The sequence below is a fragment of the Deltaproteobacteria bacterium genome (genome assembly GCA_028818775.1).
In the GTDB taxonomy this organism is placed as follows: Bacteria; Desulfobacterota; Binatia; order UBA9968; family JAJDTQ01; genus JAJDTQ01.
Map to the genome: position 1 here is coordinate 1 of JAPPNE010000054.1, position 25,812 is coordinate 25,812.

The 25,812-nt window shown below is 67.0% G+C and carries 24 protein-coding genes and 1 pseudogene; 24 read left to right on the forward strand and 1 reads right to left on the reverse strand.

The genetic code is table 11. The annotated features are described in order from the left end of the window. From sufB to OXU42_06705, 21 genes are all read left to right on the forward strand, one after another. Positions 1-1,100, forward strand: a 1,100-nt coding sequence (gene sufB, locus OXU42_06605) for a Fe-S cluster assembly protein SufB (GenBank protein MDE0029050.1), incomplete at its 5' end; no start/stop codon positions are given. A gap of 30 nt (positions 1,101-1,130) precedes the next feature. Further along, entirely contained in the window at positions 1,131-1,895 is a 765-nt protein-coding gene (gene sufC, locus OXU42_06610) for a Fe-S cluster assembly ATPase SufC (GenBank protein MDE0029051.1), read from the forward strand. Next, the gene (sufD, locus tag OXU42_06615; GenBank protein ID MDE0029052.1) at positions 1,892-3,289 is read left to right on the forward strand and encodes a Fe-S cluster assembly protein SufD; all 1,398 of its coding nucleotides are present in this window, start codon (positions 1,892-1,894) and stop codon (positions 3,287-3,289) included. The genes sufC and sufD overlap by 4 nt, the downstream gene beginning before the upstream one ends. A gap of 143 nt (positions 3,290-3,432) precedes the next feature. Further along, the gene (locus tag OXU42_06620; protein ID MDE0029053.1) at positions 3,433-4,698 is read left to right on the forward strand and encodes a cysteine desulfurase; all 1,266 of its coding nucleotides are present in this window, start codon (positions 3,433-3,435) and stop codon (positions 4,696-4,698) included. Beyond that, the gene (locus OXU42_06625; GenBank protein ID MDE0029054.1) at positions 4,691-5,143 is read left to right on the forward strand and encodes an SUF system NifU family Fe-S cluster assembly protein; all 453 of its coding nucleotides are present in this window, start codon (positions 4,691-4,693) and stop codon (positions 5,141-5,143) included. Before OXU42_06620 ends, OXU42_06625 begins: the two co-directional genes overlap by 8 nt. A gap of 29 nt (positions 5,144-5,172) precedes the next feature. Then, the gene (locus OXU42_06630) at positions 5,173-5,496 is read left to right on the forward strand and encodes a DUF59 domain-containing protein (GenBank protein MDE0029055.1); all 324 of its coding nucleotides are present in this window, start codon (positions 5,173-5,175) and stop codon (positions 5,494-5,496) included. Between the two features lie 39 nt (positions 5,497-5,535). Further along, positions 5,536-7,011 carry a lysine--tRNA ligase gene (gene lysS / locus OXU42_06635; protein ID MDE0029056.1) on the forward strand — a complete coding sequence of 492 codons (1,476 nt, stop codon included), beginning with the start codon at positions 5,536-5,538 and terminating at the stop codon, positions 7,009-7,011. 2 nt (positions 7,012-7,013) lie between these two features. Then, positions 7,014-8,258 (forward strand): ABC transporter permease, encoded by a 1,245-nt coding sequence (locus OXU42_06640; GenBank protein MDE0029057.1) that lies wholly within the window; start codon positions 7,014-7,016, stop codon positions 8,256-8,258. A 6-nt stretch (positions 8,259-8,264) separates the two neighbouring features. Continuing rightward, positions 8,265-8,948 (forward strand): ABC transporter ATP-binding protein, encoded by a 684-nt coding sequence (locus tag OXU42_06645; protein ID MDE0029058.1) that lies wholly within the window; start codon positions 8,265-8,267, stop codon positions 8,946-8,948. Between the two features lie 203 nt (positions 8,949-9,151). Continuing rightward, on the forward strand, positions 9,152-11,455 hold the full coding sequence (gene bamA / locus OXU42_06650; protein ID MDE0029059.1) for an outer membrane protein assembly factor BamA: 2,304 nt from the start codon (positions 9,152-9,154) through the stop codon (positions 11,453-11,455). A gap of 50 nt (positions 11,456-11,505) precedes the next feature. Further along, positions 11,506-12,033, forward strand: coding sequence for an OmpH family outer membrane protein (locus tag OXU42_06655; GenBank protein MDE0029060.1), 528 nt, complete (start codon positions 11,506-11,508; stop codon positions 12,031-12,033). Beyond that, positions 12,030-13,085: a UDP-3-O-(3-hydroxymyristoyl)glucosamine N-acyltransferase gene (lpxD, locus tag OXU42_06660; protein MDE0029061.1), complete on the forward strand. Its 1,056-nt coding sequence runs from the start codon at positions 12,030-12,032 to the stop codon at positions 13,083-13,085. Before OXU42_06655 ends, lpxD begins: the two co-directional genes overlap by 4 nt. Before the next feature lie 4 nt (positions 13,086-13,089). Further along, entirely contained in the window at positions 13,090-13,533 is a 444-nt protein-coding gene (gene fabZ / locus OXU42_06665; protein MDE0029062.1) for a 3-hydroxyacyl-ACP dehydratase FabZ, read from the forward strand. Next, on the forward strand, positions 13,530-14,366 hold the full coding sequence (gene lpxI, locus OXU42_06670; GenBank protein ID MDE0029063.1) for a UDP-2,3-diacylglucosamine diphosphatase LpxI: 837 nt from the start codon (positions 13,530-13,532) through the stop codon (positions 14,364-14,366). Before fabZ ends, lpxI begins: the two co-directional genes overlap by 4 nt. After that, positions 14,363-15,295, forward strand: a complete 933-nt coding sequence (locus OXU42_06675; protein MDE0029064.1) for a Gfo/Idh/MocA family oxidoreductase — start codon at positions 14,363-14,365, stop codon at positions 15,293-15,295. Before lpxI ends, OXU42_06675 begins: the two co-directional genes overlap by 4 nt. Next, positions 15,295-16,476: a lipid-A-disaccharide synthase gene (gene lpxB / locus OXU42_06680; GenBank protein MDE0029065.1), complete on the forward strand. Its 1,182-nt coding sequence runs from the start codon at positions 15,295-15,297 to the stop codon at positions 16,474-16,476. The genes OXU42_06675 and lpxB overlap by 1 nt, the downstream gene beginning before the upstream one ends. Beyond that, on the forward strand, positions 16,473-18,224 hold the full coding sequence (locus OXU42_06685) for an ABC transporter transmembrane domain-containing protein (protein MDE0029066.1): 1,752 nt from the start codon (positions 16,473-16,475) through the stop codon (positions 18,222-18,224). Before lpxB ends, OXU42_06685 begins: the two co-directional genes overlap by 4 nt. A 54-nt stretch (positions 18,225-18,278) precedes the next feature. Further along, positions 18,279-19,571 carry a 3-deoxy-D-manno-octulosonic acid transferase gene (locus tag OXU42_06690; GenBank protein ID MDE0029067.1) on the forward strand — a complete coding sequence of 431 codons (1,293 nt, stop codon included), beginning with the start codon at positions 18,279-18,281 and terminating at the stop codon, positions 19,569-19,571. 16 nt (positions 19,572-19,587) lie between these two features. Continuing rightward, on the forward strand, positions 19,588-20,655 hold the full coding sequence (gene lpxK / locus OXU42_06695) for a tetraacyldisaccharide 4'-kinase (protein MDE0029068.1): 1,068 nt from the start codon (positions 19,588-19,590) through the stop codon (positions 20,653-20,655). Between the two features lie 110 nt (positions 20,656-20,765). Continuing rightward, a complete protein-coding gene (locus OXU42_06700) occupies positions 20,766-21,029 on the forward strand; it encodes an RNA-binding protein (protein MDE0029069.1) in 264 nt (87 codons plus the stop codon). A gap of 70 nt (positions 21,030-21,099) precedes the next feature. Further along, entirely contained in the window at positions 21,100-22,449 is a 1,350-nt protein-coding gene (locus OXU42_06705; protein MDE0029070.1) for an amidohydrolase, read from the forward strand. Between the two features lie 63 nt (positions 22,450-22,512). Here the strand turns inward: OXU42_06705 and infA are convergent, their stop codons facing one another. Continuing rightward, the gene (gene infA, locus OXU42_06710; protein ID MDE0029071.1) at positions 22,513-22,734 is read right to left on the reverse strand and encodes a translation initiation factor IF-1; all 222 of its coding nucleotides are present in this window, start codon (positions 22,732-22,734) and stop codon (positions 22,513-22,515) included. A gap of 170 nt (positions 22,735-22,904) precedes the next feature. Here infA and OXU42_06715 point away from each other — a divergent pair, with 170 nt between their 5' ends. From OXU42_06715 to OXU42_06725, 3 genes and pseudogenes are all read left to right on the forward strand, one after another. After that, a complete protein-coding gene (locus OXU42_06715; GenBank protein MDE0029072.1) occupies positions 22,905-23,279 on the forward strand; it encodes a DUF423 domain-containing protein in 375 nt (124 codons plus the stop codon). 23 nt (positions 23,280-23,302) lie between these two features. Continuing rightward, positions 23,303-24,439 carry an amidohydrolase family protein gene (locus tag OXU42_06720; protein ID MDE0029073.1) on the forward strand — a complete coding sequence of 379 codons (1,137 nt, stop codon included), beginning with the start codon at positions 23,303-23,305 and terminating at the stop codon, positions 24,437-24,439. A 16-nt stretch (positions 24,440-24,455) separates the two neighbouring features. Next, positions 24,456-25,634 (forward strand): annotated as a pseudogene (locus OXU42_06725) (MFS transporter). Positions 25,635-25,812 lie beyond the last annotated feature (178 nt).

The window sequence follows — 25,812 nt, forward strand, 5'->3', positions numbered from 1 at the left end:
TGCACGAGCGCGAGGCGTTGGCCGGGGTGGCGGTGGACGCCGTGTTCGACAGCGTGTCGGTGGCCACCACCTTCAAGGACAAGCTGGCGGAGATGGGCATCATCTTCTGCTCGTTCTCCGAGGCGGTGCGGGAGCATCCGGAGCTGGTGCGGCAGTACCTGGGCTCGGTGGTGCCCTACAGCGACAACTTCTTCGCATCGCTCAACTCCGCGGTCTTCAGCGACGGGTCGTTCTGCTACGTGCCCAAGGGCGTGCGTTGTCCCATGGAATTGTCCACCTACTTCCGCATCAACGCGGCGCAGACGGGGCAGTTCGAGCGCACCCTCATCGTCGCCGACGCCGGAAGCTACGTGAGCTACCTGGAGGGGTGCACCGCGCCCATGCGCGACGAGAACCAGCTTCACGCCGCGGTGGTGGAGCTGGTGGCGTTGGAGGACGCGCAGATCAAGTACTCGACGGTGCAGAACTGGTACCCGGGCGACAAGGACGGCAAGGGCGGGATCTACAACTTCGTCACCAAGCGCGGCAAGTGTGCCGGGCGGAACTCGAAGATCTCGTGGACCCAGGTGGAAACGGGCTCGGCCATTACCTGGAAGTATCCGAGCTGCATCCTGCAGGGAGACGACTCGGTGGGCGAGTTCTACTCGGTGGCCGTGACCAACAACCGCCAGCAGGCGGACACCGGCACCAAGATGCTCCACGTGGGCCGCAACACCCGCAGCACCATCATCTCCAAGGGCATCTCGGCCGGTCACGGCCAGAACAGCTACCGGGGCCTGGTGAAGGTGCTCAAGGGCGCGGACAACGCGCGCAACTACTCCCAGTGCGACTCCCTGCTCATGGGCAGTGAGTGCGGCGCGCACACGTTCCCGTACCTGGAGGTGAAGAACAACTCGGCGCACATCGAGCACGAGGCCTCCACCTCCAAGATCGGCGAGGACCAGATCTTCTATTGCCGGCAGCGCGGCATCAAGGAAGAGGACGCGGTCTCGATGATCGTCAACGGCTTCTGCCGCGAGGTCTTCCGCGAGCTGCCCATGGAGTTTGCCGTGGAGGCCCAGCGCCTGCTGGACGTGAGCCTCGAGGGCAGCGTCGGCTGAAGCCGGCACAGACCATTTCGGATGTAGAGAATGCTTGAAGTACGCAACCTGCATGCGCGCGTGGAGGGGAAGGAGATCCTCCGCGGCATCGACCTGACGGTGAAGGCGGGCGAGGTGCACGCCATCATGGGTCCCAACGGCTCGGGCAAGAGCACCCTGGCCCAGGTGCTGGCAGGGCGGGACACCTACGAGGTCACCGAGGGAGAAGTCCTTTACAAGGGCGAGGACCTGCTGGAGATGGCGCCGGAGCTGCGCGCGGTCGAGGGCGTGTTCCTGGGCTTCCAGTATCCGGTGGAGATTCCGGGCCTCAACAGCCTCTATTTCCTTCGGGCGGCGGTGAACGCGGCGCGCGCCCACCGCGGCGAGGAGGAGCTGGACGCGGTGGACTTCATGGCCCTGGCCAAGGAGAAGATGAAGGCGGTGGAGATGGGCGAGGACCTGCTGCGGCGCCCGGTCAACGCGGGCTTCTCCGGGGGCGAGAAGAAGCGCGCCGAGATCTTCCAGATGACCGTCCTGGAGCCCACCCTGGCGATCCTGGACGAGACCGATTCCGGTCTCGACATCGACGCGCTGAAGGTCGTGTCCCAAGGCATCAACCTGTTCCGCGGCCCGGAACGCGCCATCATCCTGGTGACCCACTACCAGCGGCTGCTCAACTACGTGGTGCCCGACGTGGTCCACGTGATCCACAACGGGCGGCTGGTGAAGTCCGGCGGCAAGGAGCTGGCGCGGGAGTTGGAGGACACGGGCTACTCCTGGGTGGAGGAGACGGCCGGCCGGGGGACCGGAACATGAACGGGGCGGCGTCCGACCAGCAGGGCTACCTCGAGGACTACGAGAAGCTCGCGGCGCGGGCCTCGCGCAACGGCGGCGCCTGGGTCGGCGACCTGCGCCGCAGGGCCATGGACCGCTTCCGCTCCCTGGGGTTTCCCACGACTCGCGACGAGGAGTGGAAGTACACGAGCCTGGAGGGGCTGCGGCGGGCGCGTCTGCGTACCATCGACACGGCGACGGGCGGGGCTCGAGGGCGCGATCCGTTCGAATCGGGCGACTGGGAGCGCTACGAGTTGATGTTCCCGTGGACCGGCGAAGGAAAAACCGGCCCGGGAGTGCGTGAGGGGCGTGAACGAGGCAGCGACGCCGGGAACGCGAACGTGGCTGAGAAGGGGTCGAACCGGGTCGCCGCGGCCGCGGGTGCGCGCGATGGGGATGTCTTCATCGGCCGTCTGGCGGACGCCGTGGAACTGGGTTTGCCTTGGGTGAAAGCCAACCTCGGGCGTCACGCCGACTATGATGGACACGCGCTCCGTGCGCTCAACACGGCCTTCGTGGAGGATGGCGGCGCGGTCCGGCTGGGACGCGGAGTCGACCTCGACCGGCCCGTCCACATGGTCTTCCTCGCCGACGCCGGGCAGGAATCCAACCGCATCGTGCATCCGCGCACCCTGGTGGTGGTGGGCGCCGGCAGCCGGCTGACGCTGGTGGAGGCCTACGCGGGCTCCGGCGACGCGGTCCACTGCACCAACGCCGTCACCGAGATCGTGCTGGAGGACGACGCCGAGCTGGACCACTACCGTCTGGTGCGCGAGGGCGGCGGGACGTTCCACCTCGGCACGGTGCAGGTGCACCAGTCGCGCAACAGCCGCTACCGTTCGCATTCGGTGACCACGGGCGGCGCCATGACGCGCGTGGAACTGAACGCGCTGTTCGACGGCGAGGGCGCCGACTGCCTGCTCCAGGGACTCTACGTGGCCGGCGGCTCGCAGCACGTGGACAGCCGCACGGCCATCGAGCACGCAAAGCCCCACGGCACCAGCAGCGAGCTGTACAAGGGCGTGCTCAACGACCGGGCGCGGGCGGTGTTCAACGGCAAGATCGTGGTGCGCAAGGACGCACAGAAGACCGACGCGCGGCAGTCCAACCGGAACCTGATGCTGTCCAGGGACGCGGAGATCGACAGCAAGCCGCAATTGGAGATCCTGGCCGACGACGTGCGTTGCGCCCACGGCACCACCATCGGCCAACTGGAAGAGGACGAGATGTTCTACCTGCGCTCCCGCGGGCTGGACGCGGCGCTGGCCCGGAAGCTGCTGGTGCACGGCTTCGCCAGCGAGATCCTCGACGGCGTCGCCATCGAGCCCCTGCGGGACGGACTGACGAGCCGGGTGCTGGCGGAGTTGGGAGCATGATGGCAATGGAGCTGGCGTCCTTCGACTTCGCTTCGCTACGCTCAGGACGAACGTTTTTCGGTCCCCTTTCCCGTTCGTCCTGAGCGTAGCGAAGCGAAGTCGAAGGACGCCAGCACAATCGATCAGACTCTTCGAGAAGGACGATGGGACAGGTCAGGACCACAGGTTGGAACGGGACGGAGAACGGCTTCGACGTGGCGCGGGTGCGCGAGGATTTCCCGATCCTCGGCGAGAGCGTCCACGGCAAGCCCTTGGTGTACCTCGACAACGCCGCCACGGCGCAGAAGCCGCGCTCCGTCATCGAGCGCGTGGCGGGCTACTATGAGACCGAGAACTCCAACATCCATCGAGGCGTGCACCGCCTGAGCGAGCTGGCCACCCGGGCCTACGAGGATGCGCGCGGCGCCGTGCGGCGGTTCCTCAACGCGGCGCAGGACCGGGAGATCGTGTTCGTGCGCGGTGCCACCGAGGCCATCAACCTCGTGGCCCGGTGCTACGGCGGTGTTCACCTCGAGGCGGGGGACGAGGTGGTGATCTCCGCCATGGAGCACCACTCCAACATCGTGCCGTGGCAGCTCATCTGCCAGGAGAAGGGCGCGGTGCTCCGGGTCATTCCGGTGGACGACCGCGGCGACGTCGTCATGGAGGCCTATCACCGGCTGCTGGGACCGCGCACCCGCATCGTGGCGTTGCCGCACGTGTCCAACGCCCTGGGCACGGTGAACCCCATCAAGGAGATGATCGCGGACGCGCACCGGGCAGGCATCCCGGTGCTCATCGACGGCGCCCAAGGGGCGCCCCACGCCGCCGTGGACGTGCAGGACCTGGACTGCGACTTCTACGCCTTCTCCAGCCACAAGCTCTACGGCCCCACCGGCGTCGGCGTGCTCTACGGAAAGGCCGGGCTGCTGGAGGCCATGCCGCCCTACCAAGGGGGCGGCGACATGATCCTCACGGTTAGCTTCGAGGCCACCGAGTACAACGATCTGCCGTACAAGTTCGAGGCCGGCACCCCGAACATTGCCGGGGTCATCGGCCTGGGCGCGGCCGTCGAGTACCTCGCCGGTCTCGGCATCGAGGCGGTGGCGGCCCACGAGGACCGGGTGCTCGCCTATGCGGTGGAACGGCTCACGCACGTTCCCGGCCTGCGGCTCATCGGCACCCCGGCTCGCCGGGCATCGCTGGTCTCGTTCATCTTCGGAGACGTGCACGCCCACGACATCGGCACCATCCTGGACCAGGAGGGCATCGCCGTGCGCACCGGACACCACTGTGCCATGCCCGTGATGGACCGGTTCGGGGTGCCGGCCACCGTGCGCGCCTCGTTCGCGTGCTACAACACCGAGGCCGAGGTGGACGTGCTGGCGGAGGGACTCGAAAGGGTAAGGAGGCTGTTCGACGGTGTCTGACCTGAGGGACCTTTACCAGGAGCTGATCCTGGACCATAACCGCAAGCCGCGGAACTTCGGGCCGCTGGCCGGTGCCAACCGCAGCGCCCGGGGTGTCAACCCGCTGTGCGGCGACAAGGTCACGGTCCACCTGCACGTGGAGGACGACCGCGTGACGGGCGTGAGCTTCGAGGGCACGGGCTGCGCCATCTCCATCGCCTCCGCCTCGGTCATGACCGAGAGCCTGAAGGCGCGGAGTTGCGACGACGCCCGGGAGATGTTCGAGCGGTTTCACCAGATGGTGGCGGCCGACGACGGCGGTGGCAACAACGGCGCCGGCATGGGCAAACTGGCGGCCTTCGCGGGCGTGCGCGACTATCCGGCGCGGGTGAAGTGCGCTACCCTGGCATGGCACACGTTGCGCGCGGCCTTGGACGGCGACGGCAAGGCCGTGAGCACCGAGTAGGGCCGCGAAGACGGACCGGGAGACATTCCGTGGAAAGCGTTGCGGAGCAGAAGGACATCGAACGGCGCGCCATCGAGGCGATACAAACCTGCTACGACCCCGAGGTGCCGGTGAACATCCACGAAATGGGCCTGATCTACGGGGTGGAGGTGGACCCCCTCGGCCTGGTGACGGTCACTATGACCCTCACCGCCCCCAACTGTCCGGCGGCCCAGTCGCTTCCCGCGGAGGTGGAGGAGAAGGTCCGGGCGGTGGACGGCGTCACGGACGTGCACGTGGACATCGTCTGGGAGCCGCCCTGGGACCCCAGCCGCATGTCGGACGCGGCCAAGCTGCAGCTCGGCATGCTGTAGCCGTTCCGATCATCGTCATACGCACCCGACCGAAGACACATGGATGAAGCCAACGAGCAGATGGCGGTGCGCCGCCAGAAGGTGGCGCAGCTCCAGGCGCAGGGTCTCCCTGTCTACCCCAACGACTTTCGTCCCAGTCACACGGCGGAGGACATCCGCGAACGCCACGGCGACCTCGACCCAGACGGGCTGGAAGCGTTGACGGAAGAGTTCGCGCTGGCGGGCCGCATCCGCGCGCACCGGCCCCACGGCAAGGCGGCCTTCTTCGAACTGGAGGACCGGAGCGGCCGGCTCCAGGTCTACGCGCGCAAGGACAAGCTGGGGGACGAGGCCTACGCGCGCGTGCGCGCGGCGGACGTGGGCGACATCGTCGGCGTGGCCGGCCGTCTGTTCCGCACCCGCACCAACGAGCTGACCATCGAGGCTCGTGAAGTCCGCCTGCTGAGCAAGTGCATCCGCCCGCTGCCGGAGAAGTGGCATGGCTTGAAGGATGTGGAGACCCGCTACCGGCAGCGCTACGTGGACCTGATGGTGAACCCGGAGGTGCGCGAGGTTTTCCGCCACCGCTCGCGCATCATCTCGCTCATCCGCCGCTTCCTGGAGCAGCGCGGCTTCCTCGAGGTCGAGACCCCCATGATGCAGCCCATGGCGGGTGGCGCGGCGGCCAAGCCCTTCGTGACGCACCACAACGCCCTGGACCTGGACCTCTACCTGCGGGTGGCGCCGGAGCTGTTCCTCAAGCGCCTACTGGTGGGAGGGCTGGAGCGTGTCTTCGAATTGAACCGCAACTTCCGCAACGAAGGGCTGTCCACGCGCCACAATCCCGAGTTCACCATGGTGGAGTTCTACCAGGCCTACGCTGACTACCGTGACATGATGGAGCTCACCGAGGAGCTGTTCGTGGAGTTGGCCCAGGCGGTGCGCGGGAGCCTGCGCATCCCGTGGGGCGAGCACGAGGTGAACCTGGGGCGGCCCTGGCAACGGCTCTCCCTGGTCGAAGGCGTGGCGCGCCACGCCGGCGTGGACGAGTCGGAGCTGGGCAACGCGGAGTCCCTGCGCAAGCTCGCCGAGCGGCACTCCCTCAAGGTCGACCCCAAGCTCGGCCGCGGCAAACTCCTGGTGGAGTTGTTCGAGCATCTGGTGGAGCCCGGCCTGATCCAACCCACGTTCGTCACCGGCTATCCCCTGGAAGTATCGCCGCTGGCGCGCCGGAACGATGCGAACCCCGCATTCGTCGACCGCTTCGAGCTTTTCATCGGCGGCAGGGAGCTGGCCAACGCCTTCTCCGAGCTCAACGACCCGGCCGACCAGCGGCGTCGCTTCGAGGAACAGGCGGCGGCGCGGCGCGCCGGCGACGACACCGCCTGCGAGGTGGACGAGGACTATGTGCGCGCCCTGGAGTACGCCATGCCGCCGGCGGCGGGGGAGGGCATCGGCATCGACCGCCTGGTGATGCTCCTGACCGATTCCCCCTCGATCCGCGACGTCATCCTCTTCCCGTTGCTGCGTTCCTGACCATGCCGTACGAGTTGTTCGTAGGGCTGCGCTATCTGCGCGCCCGGCGCAGCGAGCGGTTCATCTCCCTGCTCACCGTCATCTCCGTGCTCGGAGTGATGATCGCGGTGGTTACCCTCAACGTGGTGATCGCGGTGATGACCGGCTTCGAAGAGGTGCTGCGCGACCGCCTCCTGGGCCTCAACGCCCACGTGCTCCTGGTCCGGCCGGCCAGCTACCTGCGGGGTTACGACGACCTCGCCCGGCGCGTCGGCGAGCGCGAGGACGTGGTCTCGGCCGCGCCCATGCTCACGGGGCATATCATCCTCACCTCCCGAAGCCGGGTCTCGGGCGTGGTCGTACGCGGCATCGACCCGGACCGTTCCAGCGTGGAACTCCAGGAACATCTTCGGGAGGGACGCCTGGACGGTCTCAAGACGCGCACCCCGGCGACCGTGGACGGCCGGGAACTGCATCTCCCGGGCATCATCATCGGCGACAGGCTCGCGGAGCAGCTCCGGGTGGGCCTGGGCGATGCGCTACAGGCGGTGTCCCCCATCGGCAGCCCCACCGCCGTCGGCATCATCCCGCGCATCCGGCGTTTCGCGGTGGTCGGCATCTTCGATTCGGGCATGCGCGAGTACGACAGCGGGTTGGCGTTCCTCGGTCTCCCGGCGGCCCAGGACTTCTTCGGCGTGGGCAAGGTCGCCACCAGCATCGAGGTCACCGTCACCGACGTGGGCGACGCCCAAGCCATCGCCGCGGGCATCCAGGAGGACGTCGGCGACCGTTACCGGGTGGAGGACTGGACGCGCCTGTGGCCCAACCTCTTCGCCGCGCTGCGCCTGGAGAAGACGGTGTATTTCCTGGTGCTCCTGCTCATGGTGCTCATCGCGGCTTTCAACATCGTCTCGACCCTGATCATGGTGGTGATGGAGAAGCGCAAGGACATCGCCGTGCTGCGCTCCATGGGGGCGTCCCGCGGCAGCATCCGCTGGATCTTCCTGCTGAAGGGGTGGATCATCGGCGCCGCCGGCACCCTGTTGGGCGTGGTGTTCGGCTACGTGCTCGCACGGCTCATCGAGCGGTACCAGTTCATCGATCTGCCCGAGGACGTCTTCGTGGTCTCCACCGTGCCTGTGAGCATCTCGCCGCTCTACTTCGCCCTGGTGGCGCTGGCCTCCCTGGTCATCTGCTGTCTCGCCAGCATCTACCCGGCGCGGCAGGCGGCGCGGCTCCATCCGGTGGACGTCATCCGTTACGAGTAGGCGGACATGGCGGCGCTCATCGAGATACGCGGGCTCGTCAAGTCCTACATCGCCGGCGACCGGCGCGTGGACGTGCTCGCGGACCTGGATCTGGCACTGGAGCAAGGCGAGCGGCTCGCCATCATCGGCGACTCCGGGGTGGGCAAGAGCACACTGTTGTACATCATCGGTACTCTCGACCGGGCCGACGGCGGTACGCTGCGTTACGAGGGACGGGACGTCACCGGCTGGAGCGACGACGAGATCTCCGCGCTGCGCAACCGCACCATCGGCTTCGTCTTCCAGTTCCACCACCTGCTCCCCGACTTCAACGCCCTGGAGAACGTCATGATGCCGGCCCTGATCGCGCGCTGGGACCGGCCCCGCGCGCGGGAGTCCGCCTTGGAGTTGCTGGACATCGTGGGTCTGGCGCACCGGCTGACGCACCGGCCCGGGGAGTTGTCCGGCGGGGAGCAGCAGCGGGTGGCCATCGCGCGCGCGCTGATCCTCGGCCCGCGGCTCATGCTGGCCGACGAACCCACGGGCAACCTGGATCCGGGGACCGCGGGCGAGATCGAGGACCTGCTCTGCGGCCTCAACGAGGAGCGCGGTTTGGGTCTGATCGTCACGACCCACAACCGGCACCTCGCGGGCCGCATGAATCGCCGGCTCGAACTGCGCGAGGGGCGCCTGTTCGCGTTCGCGGAATAACCGGTAAGGAACCGTACGTAGGGGTACCCGCGCGTGCGCGGAACGGGTTTCGGCTGTTTCGATACGCTTTACAACGGCGTGTGAACTTGGTAGCAATACCTTCCTTTTCAGCGTATTGACTCATGCGAGCTACAATTTGCCGAAGAATCGCCGCGGTTCTTCTGACCGGGATGTGCTGTATTGTCGGTTGGCATGGTCTGGCCGTGGCACAGTCGCTGGTCAGCGAGGTTCGCGTCGCGGGCAACCTGAGGGTGGAGGAGGATGCCATCCGGTTGAGCATCCAGGCCCAGCCGGGGGAACCGTTCGACGCCGAGATGGTGAACCGTGACGTCAAGGCCATCTACCGCATGGGTCTCTTCGATGACGTCAGCGCGGACTTCTCCGCCACCGGCGTTCTGACCTACACGGTCAAGGAACGCCCGTACGTGAGGGAGGTCCGGATCGCGGGCAACGACAAGGTGTCCACGGAGGACATCGAAGCGGCCCTGGGGGTCCAGTTGCGCACGGCTCTGGACACCGCGCGTTTGCAGGAAGGATTGCAGCGGGTGCTGCGCCTCTACGGCGAGGCCGGCCACGTCAATACCCGGGTCGACTACAACCTGACCCCGGCCGAGAACAACCAGACCATCGTGACCCTGAGCGTCTTCGAGGGCGAGACGCTGCTGATCCACAGGATTGCCTTCGAAGGCAACCGCGCCTTCTCCGACGACGAGTTGAAGGACGTCATGGATACGAAGGAGCGGTGGTTCATTCCCTTCACCAGCCGCGGCCGCCTGGATCCGGACGTCCTTACCAACGACACCGCGCAGTTGTCGTCGTTGTACTACGACAACGGGTTCGTGGACCACAAGATCGACGAGCCCATCGTCCTGCCGCGGGGCGAAGGCCTGGAGGTCGTGATCCGCATCCAGGAAGGCGAACGCTACCGCGTCGGAGAGGTGAAGGTCGGCGGGGATATCGGCCGGACGCCGGAGCGGCTGCTGGAACGGGTCAGCCTCACCTCGGGGCAGGTTTTTCGCCGGAGCCGTCTGCTCAACGACGTGAACGCGCTGCAGGAACGCTACGCGGACCGCGGCTACGCCTTCGTCGAGGTGACCCCTCGGACACGCTTCAACGTCGAAGAGCGGCTGGTGAACGTCAGCTACGTGGTCAAGCAGGGGCCGCTGGTCTACTTCGACGAGGTGAGGATCGCCGGCAACGTCAAGACCCGGGACAAGGTGATCCGGCGGGAGCTCGAAGTGGCGGAGGAGGCACGGTTCTCCTCGGCGAGAGTCCGGGAGAGCCGCAACGCCTTGTTGCGCACGGGCTTCTTCAAGGACGTGACCGTGTCCACGGAGAAGGCCGACCGGGATGACCGGATCAACCTGGTGGTGAACGTGGAGGAAGCGCCCACCGGTACCTTCAGCGTCGGCGCGGGCTACAGCACCGCCAGCGGGTTCTCCTTCCGAACCTCCCTGGAAGAACGCAACCTCTTCGGCACCGGACGGCGGGTGTCCGCGGACCTCACGCTGAGCAAAACCGACCAGGACATCGTCCTGGGCTTCGTGGAACCGCGCATTTTCGATACCCGCGCGGATCTCGGTTTCGACGTTTTCCACACCACCGCGGAGTACGCCACGTGGACGAACCGGCGCAGCGGTTTCTCCACCCGGATCAGCGTTCCGTTGCGATACCTTCGCCTGCCGTACCTCGGACGCCGCGCCGATGTCTGGCGCAGCGATGATCCGGACCTGGAGCCCGGGTTCTCCATCCTGGATCACCTTAACGGCGGCATCGGCTACACCTTTTTTCGTTCCAAGGTAACGGACGTGGACAACGACGCGCCGCTGAGTATCGAGCCGGGAGCATCCACCACGAGCGCGGTCACGCCGAGGCTTTCCTACGACACGCGCAATCACTTCTTCTCCCCCACCGCGGGCACGCGCTCCACGCTGTCCGTCAAGCTGGCCGGGCTTGGGGGAGACAACCGCTTCATGCGCAGCGACTTCTCCATAGCCTGGTACTATCCCATTCTCGCGAATTTCGACTGGGGCAAGAGCTTTGCCCTGATGCTCGGAGGCCGGATCGGCTACGCGGACTCCTGGACGGAACGGCAATTGCCGCTGTTCGAACGCTACTTCGCCGGCGGCATCAACTCGGTGCGCGGGTACGAGTATCGTACCCTGGGTCCGCGGGAATGCCCGCGGGACGATCCCGATTGCGACGACCCCGCGGCCGACGGCGAGGCCGTGGGCGGCAACAAGCAGCTCATCCTCAAGACCGAGCTGCACTTTCCGATCGCGAATCAATGGGGTTTCCGGGGCTCCCTCTTCTTCGACCAGGGACAGGCGTTCGGCCCTGCCGAGAACATCCGTATCGAGGAGCTGAAGCGTTCGGTGGGGCTGGCGATGCAGTGGCAGTCGCCCATCGGACCGGTCAGACTGAGTTGGGCTTACCCGGTGAACGCGGAGCCGACCGATCAGAAGGAGCTTCTCGGGTTCGCGTTCGGAGCGCTGGGCGGTTTTTGACGGCGCTGGTTGCCGGGCGGTATAATTGAGCTATATTCTTGTTGGAGGTTATGGTGACCCGAGTCTGTGCGGTTCTCTTGTTGACGCTGCTGCTGACCCCCGCGTGGGGCCAGGAGCTCAAGGTCGGGTTCGTCAATCTACAGAGGGCCATAAGCTTGTCCGAGCGCGGCAAGAGCGCGCGCGCCCAGTTCCAGGCCTCGGTCAAGGACAAGCAGGATGCATTGCGGAAGGAGCAGCAGGCCATCGAGAAGGAGCAGCGGGACCTGCAGAAGCAAGGCGTCCTGATGAAGGAGAGCGAGCGGGCCAAGGCACAGCTCCGCTTCCAGCGGCGCGTGCGCGATTACGAGCGCGACAAGCGCGACATGCAGGAGGAATTGGCTCTCAGGGAACGCGAGATCACCGACGGTATCCTGAAGGACCTGCAAAAGATCATCGCGGAGCTGGGCAAGACCGGGAAGTTCACCATGATCCTTGAACGAAGCCAGCTTCTCTACACGGACAAGGGTACCGACGTCACCGATGACGTGATCAAGCTTTACGACGAGCGCTTCAAGAAGACGGCCGACAAGGACAGGTGACCACCTCAGGCAAATCGCTCGCGGAACTCGCCGAGCTCGTCGGCGGACGGGTGGCCGGTGACGCGGACGTGACCATCCAGAGGGTGTCTTCCATAGAGGACGCCGGCCCGGACGACATCACTTTTCTGGCCCATCCGCGCTACCGGGCGCATCTGGCCGCGTGCAACGCCGGCGCTGTCATCGTGGCCCACGATCTGCGCGCGGACGTCGCGCTCAACTTTCTTCACGTCGACGATCCCCACCGGGCGTTCGCGCAAATACACGCGTTGTTCAATCCCCCGGCCGTGCACGCGCCGGGCGTCAGCCCCTTGGCCGCCGTCGATCCGTCCGCCGTCGTGGAACCGGGCGCCAGCCTCTACCCTCAATGCTGCGTGGGAAAAGACGCCCGGATCGGCGAGAGGACGGTGCTCATGCCTGGCGTGTCCGTCGGCGCCGGAGCGCGGCTCGGCCGTGATTGCGTGCTGCATCCCAACGTGACGGTGGCGGATGGCTGCCAGGTCGGCGACGGCGTCGTTCTTCACGCGGGCGTGGTCATCGGCAGCGACGGCTTCGGCTACGCGGGCCACGGTCCGGGGCGTCTCAAGGTGCCGCAGGCCGGGATCGTGGAGATCGGCGATCACGTCGAGATCGGCGCCAACACCGCCATCGATCGGGCCACCATCGGCAGCACCCGCATAGGGGCGGGCACGAAGATCGATAATCTCGTGCAGATAGGGCACAATGTGGTGGTCGGCGAACGGTGCCTGATCATCGCCCAGACGGGCATTGCCGGCAGCGCGGTGGTGGGTGACGACGTGGTGCTGGCCGGACAGGTGGGCGTCAAGGACCACGTGGAGATCGGCTCCCGGTCGGTGATCGGGCCCAAGAGCACCATCGTGCAATCGGTCCCGCCCGGCTCCGTGCTCTCCGGCCTGATCTCGGCCGCGCCGCACAAGGAGTGGCTCAGGGTGATACGGCTCCTGCCGAAACTGCCCGCGCTTTGGCGGCGGGTGGCCGAGATCGAGAGAGCCTTGCGCCTGACGGCCTCTACGGAGGACAAGGAGGTCCGGTAGCGAAATGATGGACGTAATCGAGATACGCAAGCTGATCCCGCATCGCTATCCGTTCCTTCTGGTGGATCGAATCGTGGAGCTCGAGCCCAACAAGCGCATCGTGGGCATCAAGAACGTCAGCATCAACGAGACCTTCTTCCAGGGCCACTTCCCGGACAAGCCCGTCATGCCGGGCGTGCTGATCTGCGAGGCCATGGCGCAGGTAGGCGCGGTCTTCGCGCGGTGCAGCGACCCATCTCCGGACAACGACCCGTGGGACAAGGTTTTCGTCCTTACGGGTCTCGACCGGGTGAAGTTCAAGCACCTGGTGGTGCCGGGCGATCAGTTGCGCATCGAGTTGGAAATCACGCGGCGACGCAAGAACTATTGGCGCCTCGCCGGGCATGCGACGGTGGACGGACGGCGCGTGGCGGAGGCGGAATTGTCCGCCATGGAGATGCCTGCGTGACGCCGGACGTGCCCGCGGACCGGGTCGGCCTGATCGCCGGCAGCGGCCGCTTTCCATTAATATTCGCCCGCAACGCGCGACAGGCCGGGGTACGCGTCATCGCGGTGGCTCACCACGGGGAAACGGACCCGGAGATCGAGCAGTTCGCCGCGGAGGTCACCTGGATCCGGGTGGGCCAGTTGGGGCGGATCATCCGGACCTTCCACAAGGCCGAGGTCCGTCACGCCGTCATGGCGGGCGGCATCCGCAAGGTGCGCATGTTCTCGAACTTCAGGCCCGATCCCAGAGGCTTGGCACTGTTGGCGCGGATGCGGCGCCGCGACGACGACCACCTGTTGCGCGGGGTCGCCGGGGAGCTCGAGGGCGAGGGCATCCGGGTGGTGCCTTCAACGATTTTCCTCGAACGCATCATTCCCGGAACGCCGGGCGTGTTGACCCGCACCGAGCCGAGCGAACAGCAATGGCGGGACGTGCGTCAGGGAATCCCCATGGTGAAGACGCTCGGACGCATGGGCATCGGTCAAACCCTGGTGCTGAAGGAGGGGGTCGTCTTGGCCGTCGAGGCCATCGAGGGCACGGATGCCGCCATCCGTCGCGGTGGCGACGCTGTGGAAGGCTCCATCGTGGTGGTCAAGATGAGCAAGCCGGACCAGGACCTGCGCTTCGACGTGCCCGCCATCGGCCCGGGGACCATCGAGGTCCTGCGGGAAGTCGGGGGCGGCGTGCTCGCGGTGGAGTGCGGGCGGTCGATTCTGCTGGACAAGGAGGAGTTGCTGGCGGCCGCCGACGATGCGGGCATCGCGGTAGTGGCGGCGGCTTCGGAGCCGGAATGAGCGAGCGGGACCCCATCGCGGTGGGCGTGATCGGCGTGGGCTACGCCGGCAGCCTCCATGCGACCAAGTACGCGTCCTTGCCCGCGGCCGAGCTTGTGGCCGTGGCCGACATCGACGAACGGCGCGCGCAAGAGGCCGGGGCACGTTACCAGGTGCACGCGGTCACCGATTTCCGGCGGATGCTGGAACGCGTGCGCTGCGTGAGCGTTGCCGTGCCGACGCAGCAGCACTACTCGGTCGCCCGCGCTTGCCTGGAGGCGGGAGTCGACGTGCTCGTGGAAAAGCCCATCACTGCGACGGTGTCCGACGGTTGCGAGCTGGTGAAGGCCGCGCGGCGCCACGGACGCGTCCTTCAGGTGGGGCACCTGGAGCGCTTCAATCCGGTGGTGCGCGCACTCTCCTCGGTGATCTCGGCGCCGCGGTTCGTGGAGTGTCACCGGCTGGCGCCGTTCATTGCCCGGGGCACGGACGTCGACGTGGTGCTGGACCTGATGATTCACGACATCGACGTGATCTCCAGCCTGGTGCACGCGCCCGTGGCCCAGATCGACGCCACCGGCGTCACCGTGCTCACGGAAAGGCCCGATATCGCCAACGCGCGCATTCGTTTCGAGGACGGATGCGTCGCCAACGTAACCGCGAGCCGGGTGTCGATGAAGCGCGAGCGCAAGATCCGCTTCTTTCAGCACGACGCGTACATATCGCTGGACTACGACGCCAAAAAGGCGCAGGTGTACCGCATGGAGGACCGGAGCCGCGGCTGGGACGGCATCTCGGGACAGACCATCGTGACCGAGAACGGCGACGCCCTCCGGGACCAGATCGAATCGTTTCTGGAGTCGGTGGCGACCCGCGGGGATCCGGTGGTGAGCGGGGAGGACGGGTTGCACGCCCTGCGGATCGCCTCCGCGATCAGCGAGCGCTTGTGATGACGGACCAGGCGTGCCCGGACGAGCGGCCGGCAGAGGTGATGCTGGTGTGCGGGGAAGCCTCGGGCGACGCCCGTGGGGCCGAGTTGGTACGGAGCCTGAGGCAGCGCAACCCGACGGTGGAGCTTTTCGGCATGGGCGGCGCCGGCCTGCGCCAGGCGGGGATGAAGGTGGTCCACGACTTCGCCAAGGTATCAGGCGTCGGGCTGTCGGAAGTGCTGGGCAGCCTGCGCCACGTCTGGCTGGCTTACCGGCTCCTGCGGCGCCTGCTGCTGCGCACGCGCCCGGCCCTGCTCATCCTCATCGACTTTCCCGAGTTCAACATGCGCCTGGCGCGCCTCGCCCGGCGCCACGGCATCACCGTGCTCTACTACATCAGTCCGCAGGTGTGGGCCTGGCGCCGCTACCGCATCCGCCAGCTCGCCGCTTGCGTGGACGCCATGGCCGTGGTGTTCCCGTTCGAGGAGGACCTGTACAAGTCCTCGGGGGTGCGAACGGTGCACTTCGTCGGACACCCCCTGGTGGACGCCGTCCAGCCCAGCCGGGATCGCGAGACCAGCCTTCACGGGTTGGGGCTGGAAGGCGCGAAGCTCACCGTGGCGCTCATGCCCGGCAGCCGGCACAAGGAAGTGGCCTCGCTCATCGGTCCCATGCTGGAGGCGGCGCGGGGTCTGGCGCGTGAGCGCGAGGTCCAGTTCGTTCTGATACGGGCCAGCACCATCGAACCCGGCGCGTTGGAGCAGGCCGTGGCCGAAGCCCCCTTCACCGTGCGCATCGCCGACGGCGACGCCTACAACATGCTGGCGGCGGCGGACCTCGTGTGGGTGGCCTCCGGGACCGCGACCCTGGAGGCGGGCCTGCTCAGGAAGCCCATGGTCATCACCTACCGTCTGTCGCCGCTGAGCTATTGGCTCGGGCGTCTGCTCATTCGGGTGGAGCATATCGGCATGGTGAACATCATCGCGGGCGAACGGGTGGTGCCCGAGTTGATCCAGAGCGAGGTCACGGCCGAGAGGATTCTGGCCGAAACACGGCGTCTGCTCCGGCCCGAGGTTCACCGGGCGGTGGTGGCGAAGCTCGAGGCGGTGCGCCGGCGCCTGGGTCCTCCGGGTGCTCCCGGACGGGTCGCGGACATGGCCATGCGGTTGCTGGCACGCGAGGGCACGGGAGCGCCGTCATGACACCCTACCGGCGTTTGCTCGGATACCTGCGGCCTTACTCGTGGCCGCACTTCTGCGCCGCGATCGCGTGCATGCTGCTGTTCAGCGCATCCACGGCCGCGCTCCCCTTCGTCGTGCGGGACATGGTGGACCGGATGTTCGTCAGCAAGGACCCCGGGATGCTGATCTACATTCCCCTCATGGTGGTGCTGGTCTTCGCTGTTCGCGGCGCGTCCAACTTCGGCCAGATCTACCTGATGGACTACGTCGGCCATCGGATCATTCGCGACCTGCGTTCCGCGCTGTGCGAGAAGCTCCAATGGCTCTCGCTGGCCTATATCCATCGCAATCCAACGGGCACGCTTCTCTCCCGTGTCACCAGCGATGTGGGTTTGGTTCGGGTCGCGCTCACCAGCGCCGTCGCATCGCTGGCGCGCAACACGACCTCCGTGACCGCGCTGACCCTGGTGGCCTTCTACATGGACTGGGTGCTCGCGTCCATCGCCTTCGTGGCCTTTCCCGGCGCCGTCCTCCCCGTGCGGCGGCTCACGAGGCGTGTCCGCACGGCCACCCGGCAAAGCCAGGCCAGCACCGGAACCCTTGCCGCGATCCTCCAGGAGAGCCTCCAGGGGAGCCCCATCGTGAAGGCCTTCGGCATGGAGCGATACGAGCTGGAGCGCTTCAACCGCGAGAACCGGGAGGTCCTGCGCCACAGCATGAAGGCGAGTCGCGCCCGCGCCATCATTCCCTCGGTCATGGAAGTGCTGGCGGCCATCGGCATCGCCGGCGTGCTGTGGTACGGGGGCGCCTCGGTCATGGCCGGCGGGCGCACCGCCGGCGAATTCTTCGCCTTCATCACCGCCATGCTGCTGGTCTACGAACCCTTCAAGCACCTGAGCCGCACGCTGCCGGAGATCCATCAGGGCATTGCCGGGGGCGAGCGGATCTTCGACGTGCTGGACGCGCCGCTGGACATCGCGGACGATCCGGACGCGGTTCCCGCCGAACCGTTTGCCGATCGCATCTCGTTCCGGCAAGTGAGCTTTGGGTATCGCGAGGGGCCCGTCCTCAAGGGCATCGACCTGGAGATACGGCGCGGCGAGACGGTGGCTCTGGTGGGCACAAGCGGCGCGGGCAAGACGACGCTCTCGGCCTTGCTGCCGCGTTTCTACGACGTCACCTCGGGCGGCATCGCCCTCGACGGAACGGACGTGCGCAAGCTCACCCTCGCGTCGCTCCGGCGCCAGATCGCCATCGTCACCCAGCATACCTTCCTGTTCAATGACAGCGTGCGCAACAACATCTCCTACGGCGATCCCTCCAAGGACATGGAAGAGGTGGTCCGCGCCGCCAAGGCGGCTCATGCCCACGACTTCATCATGGAGTTGCCCATGGGGTACGATACCGTCATCGGAGAGTTGGGAATGAAGCTGTCCGGAGGACAGCGGCAGCGCATCGCCATCGCCCGGGCGGTGCTCAAGAACGCGCCGATCCTGATCCTCGACGAAGCCACTTCCGCGTTGGACTCCGAGTCGGAGCGGCTCGTGCAGGATGCCCTCGACGCGCTCATGGAGAACCGCACCAGCCTCGTGATCGCCCACCGCCTGTCGACCATTCGCAACGCCACTCGCATCGTGGTCCTCGCCAAGGGCGCCGTCGTGGAGGAGGGCACCCACAAGGACCTGCTGGCCCGACGGAAGGAATACAGCCGCCTCTATCATTTGCAGGCCATGGAAGGCAGTGCGACGGAAAGGAAGTACCTGCACTGACGCCGGCCGCTCTCCCACGTAGACCGGCGGCGATCGACGGAGCCGGAACGGGTGTTGAGTCTCTACAATACGGTGTGGCACGCAGGCCTCATGCTCGCGCTCTTGGCGTGGCCCCTGCTGTTGATCCTCCCGCGGCGTCCGTACCGGGGCCTGCGCGAGCGTTTCGCCGCCTATCCGGGTGCGCTGCGCGACTCACTCGCCGGTTCCCGCCCCATCTGGGTTCATGCCGCTTCCGTGGGCGAGGTACGTTCAGCCGCCGCGCTGCTTCGGCGCATCAAGGCGCGCTGGCCGGAACGCAAGCTGCTGCTCTCCACGGTCACCGCCACCGGCCGTCAGACCGGATGGGAAAACCTTCCCCACGTGGACGCCGTCACCTACCTGCCGCTGGACCTGCCGTGGCTGGTCTCGCGCAGCCTTCGGTGCCTCCGTCCGGAGGTGATCATCGTGCTGGAAACGGAGATCTGGCCCAACTTCATCCACGCGGCGCACCGGCAGCGCATCCCGCTGGTGGTGCTCAGCGGCCGTCTGTCGCCGCGCGGCGCGGCCCTCTTCAAACGGTTCCAGGGACTCTTCCGCCCCGCGCTGGAGCGGGTGTCCGCCTTCGGCATGCAGGACGACGAGAATGCCGCGCGCCTGCTGGATCTGGGAGTGGACCCTGCCAGGGTGACGGTTACCGGCTCCCTTAAGCACGCGCCGGACGCGGCGGCGGAGGAGCCGCCCGCGGACCTGTCAGGCTTCGGCCCGGGCCCCGTGGTGGTGGCGGGCAGCACGCACCGGGGAGAGGAAGAGGTGCTGCTGGATGTCCTGCCTGGCTTGCGCCGCCGTTTCCCGGGCCTGTTGATGGTCCTCGCTCCGAGGCATCCCGAGCGGTTCGCCGAGGTGGAACGCCTGCTGCGGCAACGCGAGCTGCGTTACCAGAAGCGGACTGAATTCACCGGCGTCGGGTCCGAGGAGGTCGGCGTGCTGCTGCTGGATACGCTGGGCGAGCTGCCGCGCGTGTACGGCCGCGCGGACGTCGCGTTCGTGGGCGGCACCCTGGTCCCGGCGGGAGGACACAATCTCCTGGAACCGGCGCGTTGCGCCAAACCGGTGCTGTTCGGTCCCCATCACGCCAACGTCGCCGGCATCGCCCGCGCTCTCCTGGAAGGAGGCGGCGGCGTCGAGGTGCGCGGCCCCGAGGACCTCCAGGCGGAGATCAGCGGCCTGTTGGAAGATCCCGGTCGGGCGGCGGCGGTGGGCCGCGCCGCCGCCCGGGCCGCGGCGGCGGACGCGGACGTCCTGCCGCGGAGCCTGAAACTGGTGTGCCGCCAAATTCGGCACGCCGCCTCCCGGGGTGCCCTTGGCTAGTGGGCCGGCACGATGGGTGCGCGACGCCTGGCAAGGGCGCGGCGCGGCGGCCCGCATCCTGTGGCTGCTGCTGTGGCCGTGGAGCCTGGTCTACCGTGCCGTGATTGGGCTGCGAAACCTGCTGTACGACGTCGGGGTGCTGCGTTCCCGGAGACTCCCGGTTCCGGTGGTGTGCGTGGGCAACCTCACCGTGGGCGGCACCGGCAAGACCCCCACGGTCCTGTGGCTGTCCCAGGCCCTGCGGCAGCGCGGCCTCGGGACGACGATCCTGACCCGAGGTTACGGCGGCGCCGGCACGGCCGCCGTGATCGAGCCCGAGGATGCCGGGAAATGGCTTGACGAGGCCGCCGGCAGGCTTCTGGTCTACGGCGACGAACCGGCCATGATGAGCGCCCTGTACGGCCAGAGGGTGGGTGTGGGCGCGGACCGCTACCGTGTCGGCCTGGAGTCGGGCCGGGACCCGCTGAAAGCGCACCTCTTCGTGCTGGACGATGGATTCCAGCACCGGCGGCTCGAGCGGGACCTCGACATCGTCCTCGTGGGGTCCGACTGCGAGGGGTCGCTCCTGCCGGCGGGGCCGTTTCGAGAGCCGGTCCGGGCGTTGCGCCGCGCCCGTGTCGTCGTGGTGACCGGGGCGCACGACCGCTGGCGGAAACGGCTCGAGCGCCGTTTCGACTCTTCCAGGGTCTTCTTTGGAAACCGGCGGCCGCGCGCCGTGCTCATGCGCACCGAGAGCGGCCACCGGGAGCTGACGCTGGCCGCTCTCGCCGGCGCCCGGGTCCTGGCGGTGGCCGCGATAGGCGACCCGGCGCCTTTCTACGCCATGCTCCGCGAGTGCGAGGCGGTCGTGGTGGACACGCTGGAGTATCCCGATCACCACACGTACACGGAAGGAGACTGGCGCGAGATCAACCGCCGCCCGGCGGAGAAGATCGTCACGACCGAGAAGGACTACGTCAAGTTGGCGCGGTTCCCCTTTTCCACCGGACGTTTGCTGGCCCTGAGAATCGAAATGGTCGTGGACCGGCCGGAGGAATTGCTGGATTACGTCGTCGAGGCGGTGCGTCCGGCGGCGCATGAATGACCGTGCGTACCACGTTTGCATTGCAGGGTGCATGAAGATAAGATCGGGCCGGTTGCCGTGCTGATGTCACGTTCGAACGCCGTGTTCGGACCTCGAAGAGGGGGTGTGCCATGGGTGACAGACTTTACGTGAGTGGACTGCCCTACGCCGTGACCGAAGCCCAGTTGCAGGAGCTTTTCGCGGCACACGGCACGGTTGCTTCGGCCAGGATCGTGACCGACCGCTTTACCGGCCGGTCGCGCGGTTTCGGGTTCGTCGAGATGGGCTCGGACGCCGAGGCCCAGGCAGCCATGGAAGCCTTGAACGGAACGGAGCTTCAGGGGCGTGTGCTCAAGGTGAACGAGGCGCACGAACGGCGGACACGGGACTCCTGAACGGCCCTTGCCGGCAAGACTGCAACCACGAAGGGGCGGCGGATGCGCCGCCCCTTCGTTTTGGAGAGCCATGGAAACAACAACGATCACGGACTGTACGATCCTGCCCATGACCGGTCGCGGCGCGGTCATCGAATCAGGTTACGTGACCGCCGTGGACGGCAACATCACCGCGGTGGACAAGGGCGAAGCGCCGGCAAGGGAAGGGGAGACACGCATCGACGGCCACGGCAAGGTGCTCCTGCCCGGGCTGGTCAATGCCCACACGCATCTCTACCAGGTGCTCCTGCGGGCGGTGTGGGAGGACATGCCGTTTCTCGACTGGCTTGAGCGCATCTACGGCGTGGCGCGTGTGCTGAACCCGGAGCATGCGGCGGCGGGCGCCCTGCTGGGCTGTCTCGAGAATCTCAAGGGCGGCGTCACTACCGTCTGCGAGCACAATTTCCTGAACCCCGGTCCGGAGTGCGCCGTGGCCACGGTGGACGCCATCACCGGGTCGGGTCTGCGCGGCGTGTTCGCGCGCACGGTCATGGACACCGGGGAGATCGTACCGGACTGCACCAAGGAGACCCCCGAGACCGCCTTCGGGCGCATCGAGGATCTAATGGCGCGTCAGGGCGGCGGCGACCCGCGGTTGACCTTCCGCACCGGACCCAACACGCCGCCCATCAACGCCTCCCCCGACCTCCTGCGGGAGATCCGCCGGTTCGCGGACGCCCATTCCATCGGCATCAGCGCCCACGTGGCGGAATCGGCCTCCGTGGTGGAGGTGACGCGCCGGACGCTGGACCGCGCCGGCGTGGTCGAGCACCTGAAGGACTTCGGCATTCCCGGCGAGGACGCGATCTTCGCCCACAGCGTCCACCTGTCCGCCGACGAGATCCGCCATCTGGCGGGGACCCGCACGGCGGTGTCGCACAACCCCGTGAGCAACATGATGCTTGGGGACGGCATCGCGCCCGTGGTGGAGATGCTGGAGGCCGGCGTCCGGGTCGGCCTGGGCACGGACGGCGCGGCGAGCAACCACGGCCAGGACCTGTTCGAGACCATGAAGGCCGCGTCGCTGCTGCAGAAAGTCAAGCACCAGGACGCCGGCGTCATCGATCCTTACAGCGTTCTGTGCATGGGCACGATCGACGGCGCCCACGCGCTGGGCCTCGGGTCGGTCTGCGGCACGGTGGAGGTTGGCAAGCGCGCGGACCTGATCCTGGTGGACGTGGACAAGCCGCATTTCCAGCCGGTGAACGACCTGGTGAGCCAGTTGGTGCATTGCGCCAAGGCCACCGACGTGGACACGGTGGTGGCCGACGGCAAGGTGCTGATGCGCGAGCGCCGCTGCACCCTGTTCGACGAGGAGGCCGTGGTACGGCGCGCGCAGGCCGCGCGCCGCGACCTCATGGTGCGCATGTCCGCCGCTTGAGGCTGTTCCTTTTCCGGTCGCGCACGCGGGACGCCGGCGCGGGCGTTCGTGTGCGCCGATGGGTCAGTTGCGGTGCCGGTAGGTAATCCGGCCTCGGGTCAGGTCATAGGGCGACAGCTCGAGCGTCACCCGGTCTCCGGGCAGGATCTTGATGTAGAACTTGCGCATCTTGCCCGCGGTGTACGCAAGGACGTTGTGCTTGTTGTCCAGTTCGACCTTGAACATGGCGTTGGGAAGGCTCTCCATCACCGTGCCCGTAACCTCGATATTGTCCTGCTTGCTCATAGCTCTCGTGCTGGTTGCACCGAACCTCCTTTCGCGAAGCCCTCGTGGGCTCCCCTCACTGTTGCGATAGAGTAGCCCAAGGGGGGCGAATTGTCCATCCCGGCCGCGTCCGTGCCTGCCCGCGGCTACACGTTGCATTCGCGCAGTCCGTGTGAAAGACTACGCGGGTCGTGGGCGCCGATCGTCTTTTCCTGCTTCTGGGTTCCCTGTCCGGGTTTGCCGGGGTCGCGCTGGGTGCGTTCGCCGCTCACGGTCTGCGCGGCAGACTGTCGCCGGAGATGCTCGACATCTTCGAGGTGGGCGTGCGCTATCAGATGTACCATGCCTTGGGGCTGGTGGCGGTGGCGCTGGCATTCGAGCGCTGGCCCCGCCCCGAGTTCCTGGTGGCGGGCTGGTTCTTCGTCGCCGGCACGCTGGTGTTCTCGGGGAGCCTTTACCTCCTGAGCCTTTCGGGCATCCGTTGGCTGGGCGCGATCACCCCCATCGGAGGGCTCGCGTTCCTGTTGGGGTGGCTCAGCCTGGCGTGGGGCGCCTGGAAGGGATAGTCCGAGTCCCGCGGGAGAAACAGATGGCCAAGAACGGATACCGAATTCTCGACAGCGACATGCACATCATGGAGCCGCCGGACTTGTGGGAGACGTACCTGGAGCCCGAGTTCAGGCCGCAGGCCCCGCGCGGGGTCACCAGCGAGAACGTGCGCGACCTGCGCATGGTCCATCCGGACGGGAGGCTCTGGGGTCTTCCCGAGATCCATGCCGGCAACGTCACGCAAGGGCACAACTTCAAGAAGAACCAGGGTATCTACGGCACCCACGCGGAGCGGGGCTGGACCCCGGAGGTGCAACTGGAAGCCATGGATATCGAGGGCATCGACGTGGCGGTGCTCTATCCCACGCGCGGGCTCCAGGCCCTGAGCGAGGCGGACATGGAGCCGCGTTTCGCCGCCGCCGTGGCGCGGGCCTACAACAACTGGCTTCACGATTTCTGCGCCGCCGACCCCGCCCGCCTGCTGGGCGCGGGCATGCTGTCTCCCTTCGACGTCGACGCTGCGGTCGAAGAGGCTACCCGTTGCGCCCGCGAACTCGGGTTCCGGGGCATCTTCATGCGCTCGAATCCCGTCAACGACCGCAACTTTCACGACCCCTGCTACGAGCCCCTGTGGAGCGCCCTGGAGGAACTTCACATGCCCCTGGGGCTGCACGAATCCTCGTCTTCCGGCGTACGCCAGGTGGGTGATCAGTTCGAGCCCAACTTCATGCTGCGGCGGGTGTTCGCCCAGCCGGTGGAGCAGATGCTCGCCATGGGCAGCCTGTGCGCGGGCGGCGTGCTGGCGCGGCATCCGAATCTGAGGGTGGCCTTTCTGGAGGCCAACTGCGGCTGGTTGCCGTGGCTCCTCTGGCGCATGGACGAGGCATGCGAGAGGGAGGCCGACGTCTGGTCGCCGGACTTGGCGATGCTGCCGAGCGAGTACTTCAAGCGGCAGTGTTTCGTGTCCGTGGAACCGGATGAGGAGCCGGTGAAGTACGTCATCGACTACCTCGGGAACGAGCGCATCGTGTTCTCCACGGACTATCCCCACGGCGACTCCAAGTTTCCCCACGCGGTGGAAAGCTTCCTCGAACTCGCCACCATCAGCGCGGAAGACAAGCACAAGATCCTGTGGGACAACTGCGCCGCCTACTACGCCCTGGACCGGGACGCATGAGGGCGCGGCGGATTCCCGCACGCTCCCCCTCTCGATGAACGATACGGGCCGCATCCGACCGGCGCGCGGGATTCTCTTCGCGGGCGCGCTGCTGTGGAACATGTGCAACGGCATGTTGTTCGTGCTCACGCCGCTTTTCGGCGTGACCCTGGGGCTTTCCGTGCTCGACATCGGCTCCCTGGTGGGGCTTCCGTACCTGCTGACCATCGTCATGCGCTTCGTCGGCGGCGCCCTGGCCGACCGCTACGGCGAGCACCGCATGCTCCAGGCGTGCTATTCGCTGAACGTGCTCGCCGCCGTCACGCTGGCCCTGGCGGGCGGGTTCCTCTCGCTGATGCTGTCCAGTACCCTGGCGAACCTGTCGCGCAGCATGTTCTGGGTGCCGGCCCAGTCCATGGCGAGCCAGCTTTCCAGCCGCTATCCCGGCAGGATGCTCGGGCAGTTGTCGGCGGCCAACTACACCGGCCAGCTTTTGGGCCTGGCACTGGGCGGCGTTCTCGCGGGGTGGCTGGGATACGGCTACACGTTCGCCCTCGTGACCGCGGCGTCGGTCGCCGGCATGTTGCTGGGCTTCGTCCTCCCGCCCATCCGCGTGCATGGCGGACGCACCGTGTGGGAGACCACCGTGGGGATGAGCCGCCGCCTGCTCCGGGGACGCACCTGGCTGCTCATTTCCAGTTCGTGCGCGGCGGCCGTCCCCTTCGGCATCACCCAGTCCATCTACCCTGTCTACATGAGCGACCTTGCCTTTCCCGAGGGCTGGATCAGCGTGATCATCGCCGTGCGCTCCATCGGTCCGGTGGCCATCGGACTGGCCATGGGCTCGGAGATCACCATCGAACGCGAGAAGGGGTTCTACGCGCTCAGCATGGCGGGGTTGGGCCTCTGTATCCTGGCCAGCACATGGACGCAGGGGTGGCTGCTTCTGGGGCTCTGCATCGCCGGCCTGGGCATGGCCGGGGCGGTGGCGGACCTGCTCAACCAGGTCCAGGCGGTGGACCTCAGCCGCGCCAGCGACCGGTCGGCGGTCATGGCCGCGACCGGACTCGGCTGGAACATCTCGCCCATGGCCCTTCCGCTGGTCCTGGGCTGGGCGGCGGACACGTGGGGTTTCGCGCTGATGTTCGCCGGAGCCGGCGTCTTCTTCCTGCTCGTGGCCCTGGGGACGCCCATTTGGTACCGCTTGTTGCGTTAATGACATCAGCGGTTATCGATTCGCGAATATTAGGTAAGCCAGTTGACAAAGAGGCCAGCGGGTCAATATAAGGGAGTCCGGGTCTACAATTGAACGATATCTTTTTTGCCTTCTGAGAGACCGCGTAAGACCCAAGCCGGTTCGAGAGCCTCGATCGTCCCGCATGCGTTCGGCTTTC

Bases quoted from the DNA above. Each gene is read 5' to 3' on its own strand.
- OXU42_06685 (MDE0029066.1), top strand. From the start codon at position 16,473: ATGACACCCTACCGGCGTTTGCTCGGATACCTGCGGCCTTACTCGTGG.
- sufC (MDE0029051.1), top strand. From the start codon at position 1,131: ATGCTTGAAGTACGCAACCTGCATGCGCGCGTGGAGGGGAAGGAGATC.
- lysS (MDE0029056.1), top strand. From the start codon at position 5,536: ATGGATGAAGCCAACGAGCAGATGGCGGTGCGCCGCCAGAAGGTGGCG.
- OXU42_06700 (MDE0029069.1), top strand. From the start codon at position 20,766: ATGGGTGACAGACTTTACGTGAGTGGACTGCCCTACGCCGTGACCGAA.
- sufD (MDE0029052.1), top strand. From the start codon at position 1,892: ATGAACGGGGCGGCGTCCGACCAGCAGGGCTACCTCGAGGACTACGAG.
- OXU42_06645 (MDE0029058.1), top strand. From the start codon at position 8,265: ATGGCGGCGCTCATCGAGATACGCGGGCTCGTCAAGTCCTACATCGCC.
- OXU42_06705 (MDE0029070.1), top strand. From the start codon at position 21,100: ATGGAAACAACAACGATCACGGACTGTACGATCCTGCCCATGACCGGT.
- infA (MDE0029071.1), bottom strand. From the start codon at position 22,734: ATGAGCAAGCAGGACAATATCGAGGTTACGGGCACGGTGATGGAGAGC.
- lpxB (MDE0029065.1), top strand. From the start codon at position 15,295: ATGACGGACCAGGCGTGCCCGGACGAGCGGCCGGCAGAGGTGATGCTG.
- fabZ (MDE0029062.1), top strand. From the start codon at position 13,090: ATGATGGACGTAATCGAGATACGCAAGCTGATCCCGCATCGCTATCCG.
- OXU42_06640 (MDE0029057.1), top strand. From the start codon at position 7,014: ATGCCGTACGAGTTGTTCGTAGGGCTGCGCTATCTGCGCGCCCGGCGC.
- OXU42_06620 (MDE0029053.1), top strand. From the start codon at position 3,433: ATGGGACAGGTCAGGACCACAGGTTGGAACGGGACGGAGAACGGCTTC.
- OXU42_06655 (MDE0029060.1), top strand. From the start codon at position 11,506: ATGGTGACCCGAGTCTGTGCGGTTCTCTTGTTGACGCTGCTGCTGACC.
- OXU42_06720 (MDE0029073.1), top strand. From the start codon at position 23,303: ATGGCCAAGAACGGATACCGAATTCTCGACAGCGACATGCACATCATG.
- OXU42_06675 (MDE0029064.1), top strand. From the start codon at position 14,363: ATGAGCGAGCGGGACCCCATCGCGGTGGGCGTGATCGGCGTGGGCTAC.